The sequence below is a fragment of the Streptomyces sp. NPDC053541 genome (assembly GCF_044544705.1).
Taxonomy (GTDB): domain Bacteria; phylum Actinomycetota; class Actinomycetes; order Streptomycetales; family Streptomycetaceae; genus Streptomyces.
Map to the genome: position 1 here is coordinate 165,804 of NZ_JBITXM010000012.1, position 15,231 is coordinate 181,034.

Below are 15,231 nucleotides of genomic sequence, written 5' to 3' on the forward strand. Positions count from 1 at the left end.
GCCGCTCCGCGCTGTGAGGGCCCCGGCCCGTATACGACGCGCGGACGACCCGTCGGCAAGCTCAGACGTAGCTCAAGACTCCGGTGATCGATGGCTTCGCCACGCATCCGGGCTCTACGCTCTCGCCATGCCTGACATATCCCTGACCACACTCGTCCTGCTCTGCGTCGCCGCGCTCGCCGCGGGCTGGATCGACGCCGTGGTCGGGGGCGGCGGACTGCTCCTGCTGCCCGCGCTGCTGCTCGGCCTGCCGCAGGTGCCGGCGGCGCAGGTCCTCGGCACCAACAAGGCGGTCGCGATCGTCGGCACCACCGGCGCCGCCGTCACCTATGTGCGCAAGGCGCCGGTGCGGGTCGGCACGGCGGTGCGGATCGGGCTGGCCGCGCTGGCCGGCTCGATGGCCGGCGCGTTCTTCGCGGCCGGGATCAGCAGCGCCGTGCTGCGCCCGGTGATCATGGTGGTGCTGCTCGGCGTCGCCGCGTTCGTGATGCTGCGCCCGTCCTTCGGCAGCCGTACGGCGGAGGCGGACCGGCCCCCGCTCACCCGGGCCCGGATCGTCACCGCGATCGTCGTGGTCGGCGGCGGCATCGGCTTCTACGACGGTCTGTTCGGGCCGGGCACGGGCACCTTCCTGGTGCTCGCGCTCACCGCGGTGCTCCACCTGGACCTGGTCACCGCCTCCGCCACCGCGAAGATCGTCAACGTCTGCACCAACGCGGGCGCGCTCGCGATGTTCGCCTACCAGGGACACGTGATGTGGCCGCTGGCCGCCGTCATGGCCGTGTTCAACCTGGCGGGCGGCATGATCGGCGCGCGGATGGCGCTGGCGAAGGGCGCGGAGTTCGTCCGCGGGGTGCTGCTGGTGGTCGTGTTCTCGCTGGTCGCGAAGCTCGCCTTCGACCAGTGGGCGTGAGGCGGGGGGGGGGGGGGGGGGGGGGGGGGGCCCCCCCCCCCCGCCGCCGGGCGGCGTCACTTCACGCCGATGAGGTGCCCGAAGGCGACCACGTTGCCGAGGTAGCCGCCCGCCTTCTTCGAGAAGCCGCCGCCGCAGGTGATGACCCGGATCTCGGCCCGGTCCGCCTCGCCGTACACCTTGGCGTCGGGGAACCGCTCCTTCTCGTAGACCTCGACGGCGTCGATGGTGAAGACGGCGGTGCGGCCGTCCTGCCGGTCCACCTCGATCCGGTGGCCCTTCCGCAGCGCGCCGAGCGCGTAGAAGACGGCGGGCCCCTGGGCGTTGTCCACGTGCCCGGCGACGATCGCGGTGCCCTTGGCGCCGGGCCGCGTGCCGTCCTCGTACCAGCCGGCCAGATTGCGGTCGGAGGCCGGCGGCACCTCCAGGGCGCCGTCGGGTCCCAGGCCGAGGCCGGTCAGTGGCGTGTCGACGTCGATCTCGGGGATCCGCAGCCGGACCGGGGACGAGGGCGGCAGCGGATCGGCGGCGGCGTCGGTGTGCACGCTCGGGCCGGCGGCGAAGGCCTGCGCGGCCGTGGGGATCGGCGGGGTGACCTCGCCGGAGCCGTTCTGGATCATCCACAGCCCGACGCAGGCGGCGACGGCTATTCCCCAGCCCTTGCTGCGGTTGCTCACCGGCTCGTGTCCTTCCGGCCTCGTCGGCCTGTGCGCTGGTGGTCGAGGGGTGGTCCCGCCCCCGCCGGGCCGTCAGCGGGCGCGCGGCGGGGGAGGGACGACGGACGGTGCCGGTCAGCCCTCCTGCGCGCCGCTCGCCCGGCGGCGCAGGAGCCAGGCACCGCCCACGGCGGCCGCGGCCAGCACCGCCACGCCCGCCGTGACCTGGGTGGTGTCGGGGCCCACGCTGCCGCCGACACCGGTCTGCACGTGGCCGCTCGGGCTCTTGTGCTTGACGAAGAGGTCGCCGCGTGCGGTCTTGCCGTTGTCGCAGGCGACGCTGATCGGGTACGTCCCCGACTTGGCGTGGTGCGGCACGGTGAACTGGCCCACCACGACCTCCTTGTGCGTGCTCGGGTTGAGCTGGAACTCGCCCGCGCCGAGCGAGTTCGCGTCACCGACGCCGTGCCCGTGGGAGCCGCAGGCGAGGGTGTTCACGGTGACCGTGGTGCCGGGGTCGGCCGAGGAGGGGAAGATCTCCAGCGCCTGCCAGTTGTTGTCGTTCTGGTGGCCGTCGTTGTTGGCGTACGCCACGGGCGCGGCGAGCGCGCCGAGCGCGAGGACCGTGAGCGCGGTACCGGTGAGCAGGGGGACAGGGGTGCGGCGCATGGTGGCCTCCGTGGCGCGCGGACGTTCGTACGGAAAGGGGCTTCCGTAGGTCCGAGATAAATGCGTGCACCGGCCGTCCGCCTTCTGATGCCGGGTCAGAATGCGTCCGTTCAGGTGCGGCGTGTCGCCTGGAGAAGCGGTGTTCGCGCAGGTGGGAGCGGGTGTCACGGCGTCAGCTGACGGCCGGTGCCGAACGGGTGATCATGCCGGGTCGCCGCGTCGCCGGGCATCGCGTCGCCGGCCGGCCGCCGGCCCGCCGCGGGGACCGCCGTCCGGGTGTCCCGCGCCCGGCTGCACGCGGCCCCGTCGCCCCGTACCGTGAAGACGTGATCGTCACCGTCCGCACCACCACCGACGCGCGCGCGAAGGCCGAGGCGCTGGCCCGCGGCGCCGTCGAGGCCCGGCTCGCCGCCTGCGCGCAGGTCTCCGGGCCCGTCACCTCCGTGTACCACTGGCAGGGCGCGGTCGAGACCGCCGAGGAGTGGGAGGTGGTCCTCAAGACCACCGAGGCCCGCTACCCGGCCCTGGAGGCGCACCTGCTCGCCGCCCACGACTACGAGACCCCCGAGATCCTCGCGACCCGGGTGGCCCGGGTCAGCGCGGACTACGCCCGCTGGGTGGAGAGCGAGACCGCGCCGGCCGCGGCCCTCGAGGCGGCGCCGGCCCACGAGCAGCGGCCCTTCTTCGTCTACGGGACGCTGCGCCCCGGCGCGTACAACCACGACCGCTTCCTCGCCGGCCGGATCGGCAGCGAGGCGGACGCCGTGCTGCACGGCGCCGTCCTCCACGACGGCCCCGGCTACCCGTACGTCGTGCCCGCCGAGGAGGGCCAGGTCGTCGGCACGCTGCTCACGCCCTCGGCCGGCGACTACGGCGAGCTGTTCGGCCTGCTCGACCGCCTGGAGCTGCCCGTCGGCTACGAACGGGTGGCGATGGACGTCGTACGGACCGGGGACGGGGCGCGGGTCTCGGCCTGGGTCTTCCTGGCGGCCCCGGACGCGCCCCTCGGCCCGGTCATCGAGAGCGGCGACTGGTTCAAGCGTCCGTGACGTCGTCCCGGGCCACGCGCTCCAGGCGCACCGCGCAGACCTTGAACTCGGGCATCCGGGAGACCGGGTCGAGGGCCGGGTTGACCAGGGTGTTCGCGCGGCCCTCCCCGTACCAGTGGAAGGGCATGAAGACCGTGTCCGGCCGGATCGCGGTGGTGATCCGGGCCGGGGCGAGCGCCCGGCCGCGCCGCGAGACCACCGCGAGTTCCTCGCCCTCGGCGACCCCGAGCCGCTCGGCGAGCCGCGGGTGCAGCTCCACGAACGGGCCGGGCGCGGCGGCGTTCAGCTCCGCCACCCGCCGGGTCTGCGCGCCCGACTGGTACTGGGCGACGACCCGCCCCGTGGTCAGCACCACCGGGTAGGCGGCGTCCGTCTCCTCGGCCGCCGCCCGGTGCACCACCGGCACGAAGCGGGCCCGGCCGTCGGGCGTCGCGAAGCGGTCGAGGAACAGCCGGGGCGTGCCGGCGTGCCCCGGCTCGGGGCAGGGCCAGAAGACGCCCTGCTCCTCCTCGATCCGGCGGTAGCTGATGCCCGCGTAGTCGGCCGGACCGCCCGCCGAGGCGCGCCGCAGCTCCTCGAAGACCTCCTCCGGGTCGGCCGGGAAGCCCTTCTCCCAGCCGAGCAGCCCGGCGAGCGCGTGCAGCACCTCCAGGTCGCTGCGGACCCCGGGCGGCGGGGTGAGGGCGCGGCGGCGCAGCAGCACCCGGCCCTCCAGATTGGTCATCGTCCCGGTCTCCTCGGCCCACTGGGTCACGGGCAGCACCACGTCGGCGAGGGCCGCCGTCTCGGAGAGGACGACGTCGGCGACGGCGAGGAAGTCGAGCGCCCGGATGCGCTCCTCGACGTGCGCGGCGCGCGGTGCGGAGACCACCGGGTTGGAGCCCATCAGGAGCAGCGCCCGTACGTCCCGGCCGAGGGCGTCGAGCAGCTCGTAGGCGCTGCGGCCCGGTCCGGGCAGCGACTCGGGCGCCACTCCCCACACCCCGGCGACGTGCTCCCGGGCGGCCGGGTCGTCGAGCTTGCGGTAGCCGGGCAGCTGGTCGGCCTTCTGGCCGTGCTCGCGGCCGCCCTGGCCGTTGCCCTGGCCGGTGAGGCAGCCGTAGCCGCTGAGCGGCCGGCCCGCCTTGCCGGTGGCCAGGCACAGGTTGATCCAGGCGCCGACGGTGTCGGTGCCCTTGGACTGCTGCTCGGGGCCGCGCGCGGTGAGCACCATGCCGGTGGCGGCATCGGTGAACATCCTTACGGCTTCGCGCAGTTCGGGCACCGGGACGCCGGTGATCCGCTCGACCTGCTCGGGCCAGTGGGACATCGCGCCGGCCCGGGCCTCGGCCCAGCCCTCGGTGCGGTCGGCGACGAACTCCTCGTCGACCCGCCCCTCGGCGACCACGAGGTGCAGCATGCCGAGGGCGAGCGCCAGGTCGGTGCCGGGGCGCGGGGCGAGGTGCAGGTCGGCCTGCTCGGCGGTGCGGGTGCGGCGCGGGTCGACGACGATCAGCCTGCCGCCGTTCTCCTTCAGCTCGGTGAGGTAGCGCAGCGCGGGCGGCATGGTCTCGGCGAGGTTGGAGCCGACCAGGATCACGCAGCCGGTCCTCGGGATGTCCTCCAGGGGGAAGGGCAGGCCCCGGTCGAGGCCGAAGGCGCGCTGGTGGGCGGCCGCGGCGGAGGACATGCAGAAGCGCCCGTTGTAGTCGATCTGCGAGGTGCCGAGGACGAGCCGGGCGAACTTGCCCAGCGTGTACGCCTTCTCGTTGGTGAGGCCGCCGCCCCCGAAGACCCCCACGGCGTCGGCGCCGTGGGCGGCGCGGGTGCGGCTCAGCCCGTCGGCGACGGCGGCCAGGGCCTCCTCCCAGGTCGCGGGCTCCAGCGCCCCCGTGTCAGGGCAGCGGACCAGGGGCTCGGTGAGCCGGACCCGGGAGGAGAGCACGGCGGGGGCGGTGCGTCCCTTGCCGCACAGCGCGCCCCGGTTCACGGGGAAGTCCGGCCGTTCGACCACCTCGGCCGGCTGCTCTCCGGCGGCGGTGTGCCGCAGCCTCATGCCGCACTGGAGGGCGCAGTAGGGGCAGTGCGTGGGAACGGTGGTGACCTCGGACATGGTCCGAGGATGCGACGGGCGTGTTACGGGCGTGCGCGACGGGCGTTACGGGCGGGGTGCCGCTCCCTCCCGCGCGGCCGGCCCGGCGGGTGAGGCGGAGCCGCGGGCCATCGCGCGCCCGGGTGGCCACGAACAGCGGCTCGTCGCCCGCCTCCAGGGCCTCCTCCGGGCTCGGGGCGAGCACCCGGGAGCCGCGAGGCGGCCACCGGGGCGGGCGCCCCGCGCCCGGCGGCCCGCGTTCACCGTCCCGTGGGCGGCGCGGCCAGCGCCTCGGCGACGCCGTCCTCGCGCGCGCCGAGGAAGCGCGGGTCCGGGCGCAGCGCCGCGTCGACCGCGGCCTTGCCGGCGGCGGCCAGCTCGCGGGTGGTGCCGTAGTACCAGGTCGCGTCCTTCGGTTCGCCGACCCCGACCCCGTACGCCTCCACGCCCGCCGCCCCGCACAGCGCGAGCGCCCGCCGGATGTGGAAGTCCTGGGTGACGAGCACCGCCCGGTCGACGCCGAAGATCTTCTTGGCGCGGACGCAGGAGTCCCAGGTGTCGAAGCCGGCGTAGTCGCTGACGACCTTGTCGTCCGGCACCCCGCGCCGGGCCAGGTAGGTGCGCATCGCGCTCGGCTCGTCGTACTCGGTGCGGCTGTTGTCGCCGGTGACGAGGAGGACCTTGACCTTGCCGGAGCGGTAGAGCTCGGCGGCGGCGTCGAGCCGGTGCGCGAGGTACGGCGTGGGGCGGCCCTTCCACAGCCCGGCGCCGAACACCACGGCCACGTCCTGCGCGGGCACGTCGGCCGTGCCGCGCAGCCGGTCCTCGGTGGTCAGCCGCATCCAGGTGCTGGGCGCGAGGGCGAGCACGGCCGCCAGCGCGAGGGCCCGGACGGCGCGGCGGCGGCCCCGGACGGTGCGGGGGAGGAGCCTGGGGAGCCGGGGCAGGCGGACGCCGCGCATGCGGGGGACCTCCGGGTGGGGCGTGGGGCGGGCGGGACGGTCGGTCACACCGTTCGACGCGAATCCGCCGCCTCCGGTTCGGCGGCGGCCCGTTCCGTGCCGTACAGCACACCGGCCAGGCCCATGCCGAGCAGCATGCCGAGGAGTTGGGCGGCGGCGAAGGCGGGCACCGAGCCGGGCGCGATGCCGGTGAAGGAGTCGGAGAAGGCCCGGCCGACGGTGGCCGCCGGGTTGGCGAAGGAGCCGGAGGAGGTGAACCAGATGGCCGCGCCGATGTAGCCGGCGACGGCGACCGGGGCGAGCGAGGGGCGTCCGATGCGGCGCAGGCCCTGGACGACCAGGACGAGGCCGGCGGTCGCGACGGCCTCGCCGAGGAGCAGATGGAGCTCGGCGCGCTGCGCGGTGGCGAGTCCGGCGCCGGGGGGCCGGCCGAACATCGCCTCGGCGAGGAGCGCGCCGGCGACGGCGCCGCCGATCTGTGCGGCGATGTAGGCGAGGGCCTCGCGGCCGCCGTGCCCGGTGCGCGGGGCGCGCCGGGTCCACCACTCGGAGAGGGTGACGACCGGGTTGAGGTGGGCGCCGGAGAGCGGGCCGAGGAGGGCGATGAGCAGTCCGAGGCCGATGGCGGAGGCGGCGGCGTTGGCGATCAGCCGGACCCCGATGTCCTGGCTGAGGGAGTCGGCGCGCAGGCCGGAACCGACGATGACGGCGACGAGTGCGGCGGTGCCGGTGAACTCGGCGAGGGCGCGCCGGGGGAGCGACGCGGGGGACATTCTCATAATGGAAAAGATATTCCGTGATTCGGAACGAAAAAAGAGGGGAGGGAAGGGGCACGCAGTCCGTAGGATCCGGCGGTGATCATCACCGAAGCCGCGCTCCTCGCCCACGCCGTCCGCAACAACGCCGACTGGTGCGCCGTCATGTGCCGCGCCCACGGCCTGACCGGCACCTTCGGCCCCCGGGCCTGGACCAGCCCCGGCCGCACCCCGCTCTACTACCCGGACGCCGTCACCCTCACCGAGGACGCGACCGCCGCGGACCTGCTGCCCGCCATCGACCGCACCGCCCCCGGCGCCTCCGTCAAGGACAGCCACGCCCGGCTCGACCTCTCCGCCGAGGGCTTCCGCCTGCTCTTCGAGGCGCAGTGGATCCACCACCCGGCCCCGGGCACCCGCCCGGTCCCCGACGCCGTCCCCGAGGGCTGGCGCCGGGTCGGCACCGAGGACCACCTCGCCGCCTGGGCGCTCGCCTGGAGCGGCGGCGACGCCGACGAGGCCGCCCTCTTCCGGCCCGAGCTGCTCGCCGACCCCACGACCACGATCGTCGCCGGGCACGCCGCCGACGGGCGCGTCGTCGGCGGCGCCGTCCTCACCGAGTCCGCCGGCGTCACCGGCGTCTCCAACCTCTTCACCACCGACGGCGTCCCGGCCGCCCACGCCTGGGCCGCCGCCCTCGCCACCGCCTCCGCCGCGCTCCCGGTCGTCGGCTACGAGTCGGGCGAGGACCTCGACGCGGCCCTGGCCGCCGGCTTCGCGCCGCTCGGACCGCTCCGGGTGTGGCTGGACGCCTGACGCCCGCGGGCGCCCCGCCGTGAGGCGCCCGCAAACACCCGTGACCCGCGCGAAACGGCCAGGCAACCTCGCCCCGGCAGCATCGGCACATGACGACGCACGAGACGAGGTGCACGGCGGCGCACGGGGCGACGTACGATCCGGACGCCGGCGCCGGCACCGACTCCGACTCCTTCGACAGCACCGCCGCCGCCATGCTCGGCCGCATCCTCGCGCCGCGCGCCTCCGCCGCGCCCACCCTCGTGGCCGTCGGGCACGGCAGCCGCGACCCGCGCGCCGCCGCGACCCTCCGGCAGCTCGTCGACCGGGTGCGCGAACTGCGCCCCGGCCTCGACGTCCGGCTCGCCCACATCGAACGGAACGCCCCGCTGCTCGGCGACACCCTCGCCGGGCTCACCGGGGACGCCGTGCTCGTCCCGCTGCTCTTCGCCCGCGGGTACCACGTCAAGCACGACCTGCCCGCCGCGCTCGCCGCCGCCCCCGCCCTGCGGACCGGCCGGATCGCCGCGCCCCTCGGCCCGCACCCGCTGCTCGTCGAGGCCCTCGCCGACCGGCTCGCCGAGGCCGGCTGGACCCGCGAGGACGGCGACTCGCCCGCCACCGGCGTGGTCCTCGCCTCCGCCGGCTCGCGCGACCCCGACTCCGCCGCCGACATCCGCCGGATCGCCCGGCGCCTCGGCGAACGCCTCGGCGGCGTCCCCGTCCTGCCCGCCTACGCCTCCGCCGCCGCACCCACCGTCCCCGAGGCCGTCCGCGCCCTCGCCGCCCGCGGCCGCCACCGCGTCGCCGTCGCCTCCTGCTTCACCGCCCCCGGGCGCTTCGCCGCCCGCGCCGCCGCCGGCGCCCCCTGGATCGCCGCGGCCCCCCTCGGCCCCCACCCCGCCCTGGCCCGGCTGGTCCTGCACCGCTACGACGAGGCGCTGGGGGGTGTCCCGCCGATCACGCCGGGCTCCCGACGCCCGGTGCCGCGCCTCGCCGCGTTGTCGTCGGTCGGCAACGCTCCGCGTTGACCCCCTCCTTCACTTGCGCTCCTTCCCCTGGGCCTTGGCGGGCCCGGGGAGGCCCCGCCCCTCGGCCCGGGGAGGCTCCGCCCTTGGGCCTTGGCGGGGCGGGTCTGGGGAGGCCCCGGCCCTGGGCCCTGGCGGGCCCGGGGAGACCCCATGCACCGGACGCCGCTCTTCCCCGTAGCCCTTCGGGCGCGGGAGGTGCCCCCTGATCCGGCCTGATCGGCGAGACACCCCTGGCCCGTACCCCGCGGAAGGAACTCGCCGCCATCTGACCCCTTCTGTCCGTCCCGCCCGTTACCTTCGGGGCATGGAAGGCATCAACGAACCCAAGGACATCCCCGGCACCGACACCCCCGGCACCCCCACTCCCGGCACCCCCCTCCCCGGCACGGACACTCCCGGCTACGACGCCGCCGCCCTCGCCCGCTGGGCCCCCGAGCCCGACAAACGTCCCGGCCGCACCGCCTTCCAGCGCGACCGGGCCCGGGTGCTGCACTCCGCCGCGCTGCGCAGGCTCGCCGGGAAGACCCAGGTCGTCACGCCCGGGACCCGCAGCCACGCCTGGGACGCCAGCCCCCGCACCCGGCTCACCCACTCCCTCGAATGCGCCCAGGTGGGGCGGGAGCTGGGCGCCGCGCTCGGCTGCGACCCCGACCTCGTCGAGGCCGCCTGCCTCGCCCACGACATGGGCCACCCGCCCTTCGGGCACAACGGCGAGCAGGCGCTCAACGACGTGGCCAAGGACTGCGGCGGCTTCGAGGGCAACGCCCAGTCCCTCCGCCTGCTCACCCGCATCGAGCCCAAGCGCTTCGTCACCGACCCCGCCACCGGCGAGCCCGTCAGCGTCGGGCTCAACCTCACCCGGGCCGCGCTCGACGCCGCCACCAAGTACCCCTGGCCGCGCGGCGCCCACCCCACCGACCCCGGCTCGCCGAAGTTCGGCGTGTACGAGGACGACCTGCCCGTTTTCGCCTGGATCCGCGAGGGCGCGCCCGCCCACCGCAAGTGCTTCGAGGCGCAGGTCATGGACTGGTCCGACGACGTGGCCTACTCGGTGCACGACGTCGAGGACGGCCTGCACGCCGGCCACATCGACCCCAACCTGCTGTACGCCGAGCCCGAGCGGGCCGACGTCTTCGCCGTCGCCATCGGGCGCTACGTCCCCGAGGACACCGCCCCCCAGGAGCTCGCCGAGGCGCTCGACCGGCTCCTCGACCAGGAGTGGTGGCCGCACGGCTACGACGGCTCGGCCGTCGCCCAGGCCCGCCTCAAGGACGCCACCAGCCAGCTCATCGGACGCTTCTGCCTCGCCGCCGAGGGCGCCACCCGGCAGGCCTACGGCTCGGGCCGGCTGACCCGCTACGCCGCCGAGCTGGTCGTCCCCCGCGAGACCCGCAACGAGTGCGCCGTCCTCAAGGCCGTCGCCGACCGGTACGTGATGCAGCGCGCCGAACAGGAGGCGCTCCGGGCCGACCAGCGGATCGTCGTCGCCGAACTCGCCGAAGCGCTCGTCGCCCGCGCCCCGGAAGGGCTGGAACCCCAGTTCCGGGCGCTGTTCGTCAGCGCGCCCGACGACCGTTCCCGCAAGCGGGTGATCGTCGACCAGATCGCCTCCCTCACCGACGCCTCCGCCCGCGCCCTGCACGCCCGCCTGCGCGCGCCCCTCGGCTGAGCCCGGCCGAGCCCCCGGCCGAGCCCCGGCCCGGGGACGTTCGCCCCCTTTCGCCTTCCCGGCCGGTGCGGGACCCTCGCATGCACGCCCCGGGGCGGTACGGCCCCGGCCGCGCCCGGGGGCGTAGCGTAGGGAACCGGTCGCAACGAGGAGGAATCAACGTGGTCGACGCAGATCAGACCTTTGTCATCGTCGGCGGGGGCCTGGCCGGGGCCAAGGCGGCGGAGACACTGCGCTCCGAGGGGTTCAACGGCCGGGTGATCCTCATCGGCGACGAACGCGAGCACCCCTACGAACGCCCCCCGCTCTCCAAGGGGTTCCTCACCGGCAAGGAGGAGCGCGACTCCGTCTTCGTCCACGAACCCGCCTGGTACGCCGAGCACGACGTCGAGCTGCACCTCGGCCAGACCGTCACCGCCGTCGACCGCGACGCGCACACCGTCCGGCTCGGCGACGGCACCGTCATCCGCTACGACAAGCTGCTCCTCGCCACCGGCGCCGAGCCGCGCCGCCTCGACCTCCCCGGCACCGAGCTCGCCGGCGTCCACCACCTGCGCCGGCTCGCCCACTCCGAGCGGCTGCGGACCGTGCTCAAGAAGCTCGGCCAGGAGAACGGCCAGCTGGTCATCGCCGGCGCCGGCTGGATCGGCCTGGAGGTCGCCGCCGCGGCCCGCGGCTACGGCGCCGAGGTCACCATCGTCGAGGCCGACCCCACCCCGCTGCACCGGGTGCTCGGCCCCGAGCTCGGCCAGCTCTTCGCCGACCTGCACACCGACCACGGCGTCCGCTTCCACTTCGGCGCCCGGCTCGCCGAGATCACCGGACAGGACGGCATGGTCCTCGCGGTCCGCACCGACGACGGCGACGAGCACCCCGCCCACGACGTCCTCGTCGCCATCGGCGCCGCCCCGCGCACCGCGCTCGCCGAGAACGCCGGACTCGCCCTCGTCGACCGCGCGGACGGCGGCGGCATCGCCGTCGACGAGTCGCTGCGCACCTCCGACCCCGACATCTTCGCGGCCGGCGACGTGGCCGCCTTCCACCACCCCGCGCTGCACCACCGCATCCGCGTCGAGCACTGGGCCAACGCCCTCAACGGCGGCCCGGCCGCCGCCCGCGCCATGCTCGGCCGGACCGTCTCCTACGACCGGGTGCCGTACTTCTTCTCCGACCAGTACGACCTGGGCATGGAGTACTCCGGCTGGGCGCCGCCCGGCTCGTACGACCAGGTCGTGGTCCGCGGCGACACCGGCAAGCGCGAGTTCATCTCCTTCTGGCTCAAGGAGGGCCGGGTGATCGCCGGCATGAACGTGAACGTGTGGGACGTCACAGACCCGATCCAGCAGCTGATCCGGTCCCGCGCCCAGGTCGATCCGGAGCGCCTCGCGGACCCGTCGGTGCCGCTGGAGGACCTGGCCTCCTGAGCCCGGCCTCCCCGCCCGTCCCCGGCGCCGGCCTTCCGGGGGCGGCCCCGGACCCCCGTATCATTCATGCGTGGCAGGCAGGATCAACGACGAAGACGTGAAGGCGGTGCGGGACGCGGTCCCGATCGACGCCGTCGTCTCCGAGTACCTCCAGCTCCGCAACGCGGGCGGCGGCAACCTCAAGGGCCTCTGCCCCTTCCACGACGAGAAGTCGCCCTCCTTCCAGGTCAGCCCCAGCAAGGGCCTGTTCCACTGCTTCGGCTGCCAGGAGGGCGGCGACACGATCGCCTTCGTCATGAAGATCGACCACCTCTCCTTCTCGGAGACGGTCGAGCGCCTCGCCGCCCGGGCCGGCATCACCCTGCGCTACGAGGAGGGCGGCTACAACCCCGGCCACCAGCGCGGCGAGCGCACCCGGCTGGTCGAGGCGCACCGGATCGCCGCCCAGTACTACGCGGAGCAGCTCGGCTCCGCCGAGGCCGAGATCGGCCGGAAGTTCCTCGCCGAGCGCGGCTTCGACCAGGCCGCCGCCGAGCACTTCGGCGTCGGCTACTCCCCGGCCGGCTGGGACCACCTCACCCGCTTCCTGCGCGGCAAGGGCTTCACCGACCGCGAGCTGATCCTCTCCGGCCTCTCCCAGGACGGCCGCCGCGGCCCCATCGACCGCTTCCGCGGCCGGCTGATGTGGCCGATCAAGGACGTCGGCGGCGACGTCGTCGGCTTCGGCGCGCGCCGGCTCCGCGAGGACGACAACGGGCCCAAGTACCTCAACACCCCCGAGACCCCGATCTACAAGAAGTCCCAGGTGCTCTACGGCATCGACCTGGCCAAGAAGGACATCGCCAAGGTCAGCCGCGCGGTCGTGGTCGAGGGCTACACCGACGTCATGGCCTGCCACCTGGCCGGCGTCACCACCGCCATCGCCACCTGCGGCACCGCCTTCGGCGGCGAGCACATCAAGATCCTGCGCCGGCTCCTGATGGACAACGGCTCGGCCCGCGTCATCTTCACCTTCGACGGCGACGCCGCCGGCCAGAAGGCCGCGCTGCGCGCCTTCGAGGACGACCAGAAGTTCGCCGCCGAAACCTACATCGCCATCGCCCCCGACGGCATGGACCCCTGTGAACTGCGCCTGGCCAAGGGCGACGAGGCCGTCGTCGACCTGGTCGAGCCGCGCGTCCCGCTCTTCGAGTTCGCGCTCCGCCAGATCGTCTCCCGCTACGACCTGGAGATCCCCTCCGGCCGGGCCGCCGCCCTCGACGAGGCCGCCCCGATCGTCGCCCGGATCAAGAACGTGGCCTCGCAGCACGAGGTCGCCGTCCAGCTCGCCGGCATGCTCGGCATCCTCGACACCCAGTTCGTGGTCCGCCGGGTCGCCCAGATCGCCCGCTGGCAGCGCGGCGGCGGGGGCAAGGAGCCCGACCGCCGCGGCACCGACCGACGCCGGCCGTACGACACCGCCGGCATCCAGGCCCCGGCCGCCCCGGCCGGCCCCGCGCTCAACCTGCGCAGCCCCGCCCACCGCACCGAGCGCGAACTCCTCAAGCTGGCCCTCCAGTACCCGGCACTGGTCTCCCCGGCCTTCGACGCCTACGGGGTCGACGAGTTCACCGCCCCGCCCTACGCGGCCGTCCGCCAGTGCATCCAGGACGCCGGCGGCGCCACCGGCGCCCCCGCCGACTACCTGGACGCCGTCCGCGAGGCCGCCCCCGACGACACCGTGCGCGCCCTCGTCACCGAACTCGCCGTCGAGGCGATCTTCGCCAAGAACGTCGACGAGGCCTACGCCGGCGACCAGCTCGTCACCGTCCGGCTGCGCGCCGTCGACCGCCGGCTGCGCGACGTCCAGGGCTCGCTCGCCCGGCTCGGCCCGCACGGCGACCCGGCGCAGATCGCCGCCGTCCAGAACGAGCTGTGGGTGCTCACCCAGTACGGGCAGTCGCTGCGCAACCACGGCGCCGCCGCGCTCTGACGCCGGGCTGACGTTCGGTCACGGGGCGAACTCAAAAAGTCACCGCACACCCCTCGTGGCGGTGTTGTGTCGTACGACACACTGGGCGGACGGTGCCGTCCCGTCCTGGAGGTCGCCCCCCGTGCAGACCCAGCCCCAGACCCTCGCCGTGACCGGTCCGCCCCCGGCCGAGCCGTCCCCGCTCGAAGCTCCTCCGCTCGAAGCCGCCCCGCTCGACCCCTCGCCGCTCGAACTCGTGGCCGTCGAGGCCGTCGAAGCGGTCGATGCGGTCGTGGCGGTCGAACCCGGCGACGCCGTCGAGCCGGAACCCGAGATCCCCGCCCAGCGCCGGCGCGTCGACCTCGGCGGGAACGGACCGTCCTCCGACCTCTTCCGCCAGTACCTCCGCGAGATCGGCCGGGTGCCGCTGCTCACCGCCGAGGAGGAGGTCGAACTCGCCCGCCGCGTCGAGGCCGGGCTCTTCGCCGAGGAGAAGCTCGCCGGCGCCGCCGACCTCGACTCCCAGCTGGCCCTCGACCTGGACCGGCTCGTGGTCCTCGGCCGGATCGCCAAACGCCGGCTCATCGAGGCCAACCTGCGCCTCGTCGTCTCCGTCGCCAAGCGCTACGTGGGCCGCGGACTGACCATGCTCGACCTGGTCCAGGAGGGCAACCTCGGCCTCATCCGGGCCGTGGAGAAGTTCGACTACGCCCGCGGCTACAAGTTCTCGACCTACGCCACCTGGTGGATCCGCCAGGCGATGTCCCGGGCCCTCGCCGACCAGGCCCGGACCATCCGCGTCCCCGTGCACGTCGTCGAGCTCATCAACCGGGTCGTCCGGGTCCAGCGCCGCATGCTCCAGGAACGCGGCTACGAACCCACCGCCGAGGAGGTCGCCGCCCAGCTCGACCTCGCCCCCGAACGGGTCGGCGAGGTGCTGCGGCTCGCCCAGGAGCCGGTCTCGCTGCACGCCCCCGTCGGCGAGGAGGAGGACGTCGCGCTCGGCGACCTCATCGAGGACGGCGACGCCGCCTCCCCCGTCGAGTCCGCCGCCTTCCTGCTGCTGCGCCAGCACCTGGAGGCCGTGCTCTCCACCCTCGGCGAGCGCGAGCGCAAGGTGGTCCAGCTCCGCTACGGCCTGGACGACGGCAGGCCCCGCACCCTGGAGGAGATCGGCCGGATCTTCGGCGTGACGCGCGAACGCATCCGCCAGATCGAGTCGAAGACCCTCAACAAGCTGCGGGACCATGCCTACGCCGACCAGCTGCGCGGCTACCTCGACTGAG

At 75.0% G+C, this 15,231-nt stretch carries 13 protein-coding genes; 8 read left to right on the top strand and 5 right to left on the bottom strand.

What is annotated here, in order from left to right; all coding sequences use genetic code 11:
- Window positions 1-127: 127 nt before the first annotated feature.
- On the top strand, window positions 128-913 hold the full coding sequence (locus tag ACIGW2_RS29385; protein ID WP_361585463.1) for a TSUP family transporter: 786 nt from the start codon (window positions 128-130) through the stop codon (window positions 911-913).
- Between the two features lie 56 nt (window positions 914-969).
- Here the strand turns inward: ACIGW2_RS29385 and ACIGW2_RS29390 are convergent, their stop codons facing one another.
- Both ACIGW2_RS29390 and ACIGW2_RS29395 read right to left on the bottom strand, forming a co-directional pair.
- The gene (locus tag ACIGW2_RS29390) at window positions 970-1,590 is read right to left on the bottom strand and encodes a class F sortase (protein ID WP_361585466.1); all 621 of its coding nucleotides are present in this window, start codon (window positions 1,588-1,590) and stop codon (window positions 970-972) included.
- Window positions 1,591-1,704: 114 nt separating this feature from the next.
- Window positions 1,705-2,238: a hypothetical protein gene (locus ACIGW2_RS29395; protein WP_361585469.1), complete on the bottom strand. Its 534-nt coding sequence runs from the start codon at window positions 2,236-2,238 to the stop codon at window positions 1,705-1,707.
- 326 nt (window positions 2,239-2,564) lie between these two features.
- On the opposite strand from ACIGW2_RS29395, the gene cutA reads away from it, so the two are divergent.
- Window positions 2,565-3,287: a divalent cation tolerance protein CutA gene (gene cutA / locus ACIGW2_RS29400; RefSeq protein ID WP_391654271.1), complete on the top strand. Its 723-nt coding sequence runs from the start codon at window positions 2,565-2,567 to the stop codon at window positions 3,285-3,287.
- Here the strand turns inward: cutA and ACIGW2_RS29405 are convergent.
- The 3 genes from ACIGW2_RS29405 to ACIGW2_RS29415 all read right to left on the bottom strand — a co-directional run bounded on the left by ACIGW2_RS29405 (window position 3,274) and on the right by ACIGW2_RS29415 (window position 7,099).
- The gene (locus tag ACIGW2_RS29405; RefSeq protein WP_399847002.1) at window positions 3,274-5,379 is read right to left on the bottom strand and encodes a molybdopterin oxidoreductase family protein; all 2,106 of its coding nucleotides are present in this window, start codon (window positions 5,377-5,379) and stop codon (window positions 3,274-3,276) included. The two genes, cutA and ACIGW2_RS29405, sit on opposite strands and share 14 nt — an antisense overlap.
- 239 nt (window positions 5,380-5,618) lie before the next feature.
- Window positions 5,619-6,320 (bottom strand): vancomycin high temperature exclusion protein, encoded by a 702-nt coding sequence (locus tag ACIGW2_RS29410; RefSeq protein WP_399847003.1) that lies wholly within the window; start codon window positions 6,318-6,320, stop codon window positions 5,619-5,621.
- 44 nt (window positions 6,321-6,364) lie between these two features.
- Window positions 6,365-7,099 (bottom strand): aquaporin, encoded by a 735-nt coding sequence (locus ACIGW2_RS29415; protein ID WP_391654274.1) that lies wholly within the window; start codon window positions 7,097-7,099, stop codon window positions 6,365-6,367.
- 141 nt (window positions 7,100-7,240) lie between these two features.
- On the opposite strand from ACIGW2_RS29415, the gene ACIGW2_RS29420 reads away from it, so the two are divergent.
- The 6 genes from ACIGW2_RS29420 to ACIGW2_RS29445 all read left to right on the top strand — a co-directional run bounded on the left by ACIGW2_RS29420 (window position 7,241) and on the right by ACIGW2_RS29445 (window position 15,230).
- Window positions 7,241-7,891 (top strand): hypothetical protein, encoded by a 651-nt coding sequence (locus ACIGW2_RS29420; RefSeq protein ID WP_391654541.1) that lies wholly within the window; start codon window positions 7,241-7,243, stop codon window positions 7,889-7,891.
- A gap of 194 nt (window positions 7,892-8,085) precedes the next feature.
- A complete protein-coding gene (locus tag ACIGW2_RS29425; RefSeq protein ID WP_391654542.1) occupies window positions 8,086-8,901 on the top strand; it encodes a sirohydrochlorin chelatase in 816 nt (271 codons plus the stop codon).
- A gap of 304 nt (window positions 8,902-9,205) precedes the next feature.
- Window positions 9,206-10,570, top strand: coding sequence for a deoxyguanosinetriphosphate triphosphohydrolase (locus ACIGW2_RS29430; protein WP_391654276.1), 1,365 nt, complete (start codon window positions 9,206-9,208; stop codon window positions 10,568-10,570).
- Between the two features lie 161 nt (window positions 10,571-10,731).
- Entirely contained in the window at window positions 10,732-11,994 is a 1,263-nt protein-coding gene (locus tag ACIGW2_RS29435) for an FAD-dependent oxidoreductase (RefSeq protein WP_356062982.1), read from the top strand.
- Between the two features lie 70 nt (window positions 11,995-12,064).
- On the top strand, window positions 12,065-13,966 hold the full coding sequence (gene dnaG, locus ACIGW2_RS29440; protein WP_361585490.1) for a DNA primase: 1,902 nt from the start codon (window positions 12,065-12,067) through the stop codon (window positions 13,964-13,966).
- Between the two features lie 7 nt (window positions 13,967-13,973).
- Window positions 13,974-15,230 carry an RNA polymerase sigma factor gene (locus ACIGW2_RS29445; RefSeq protein WP_399847169.1) on the top strand — a complete coding sequence of 419 codons (1,257 nt, stop codon included), beginning with the start codon at window positions 13,974-13,976 and terminating at the stop codon, window positions 15,228-15,230.
- Window position 15,231: the final 1 nt, after the last annotated feature.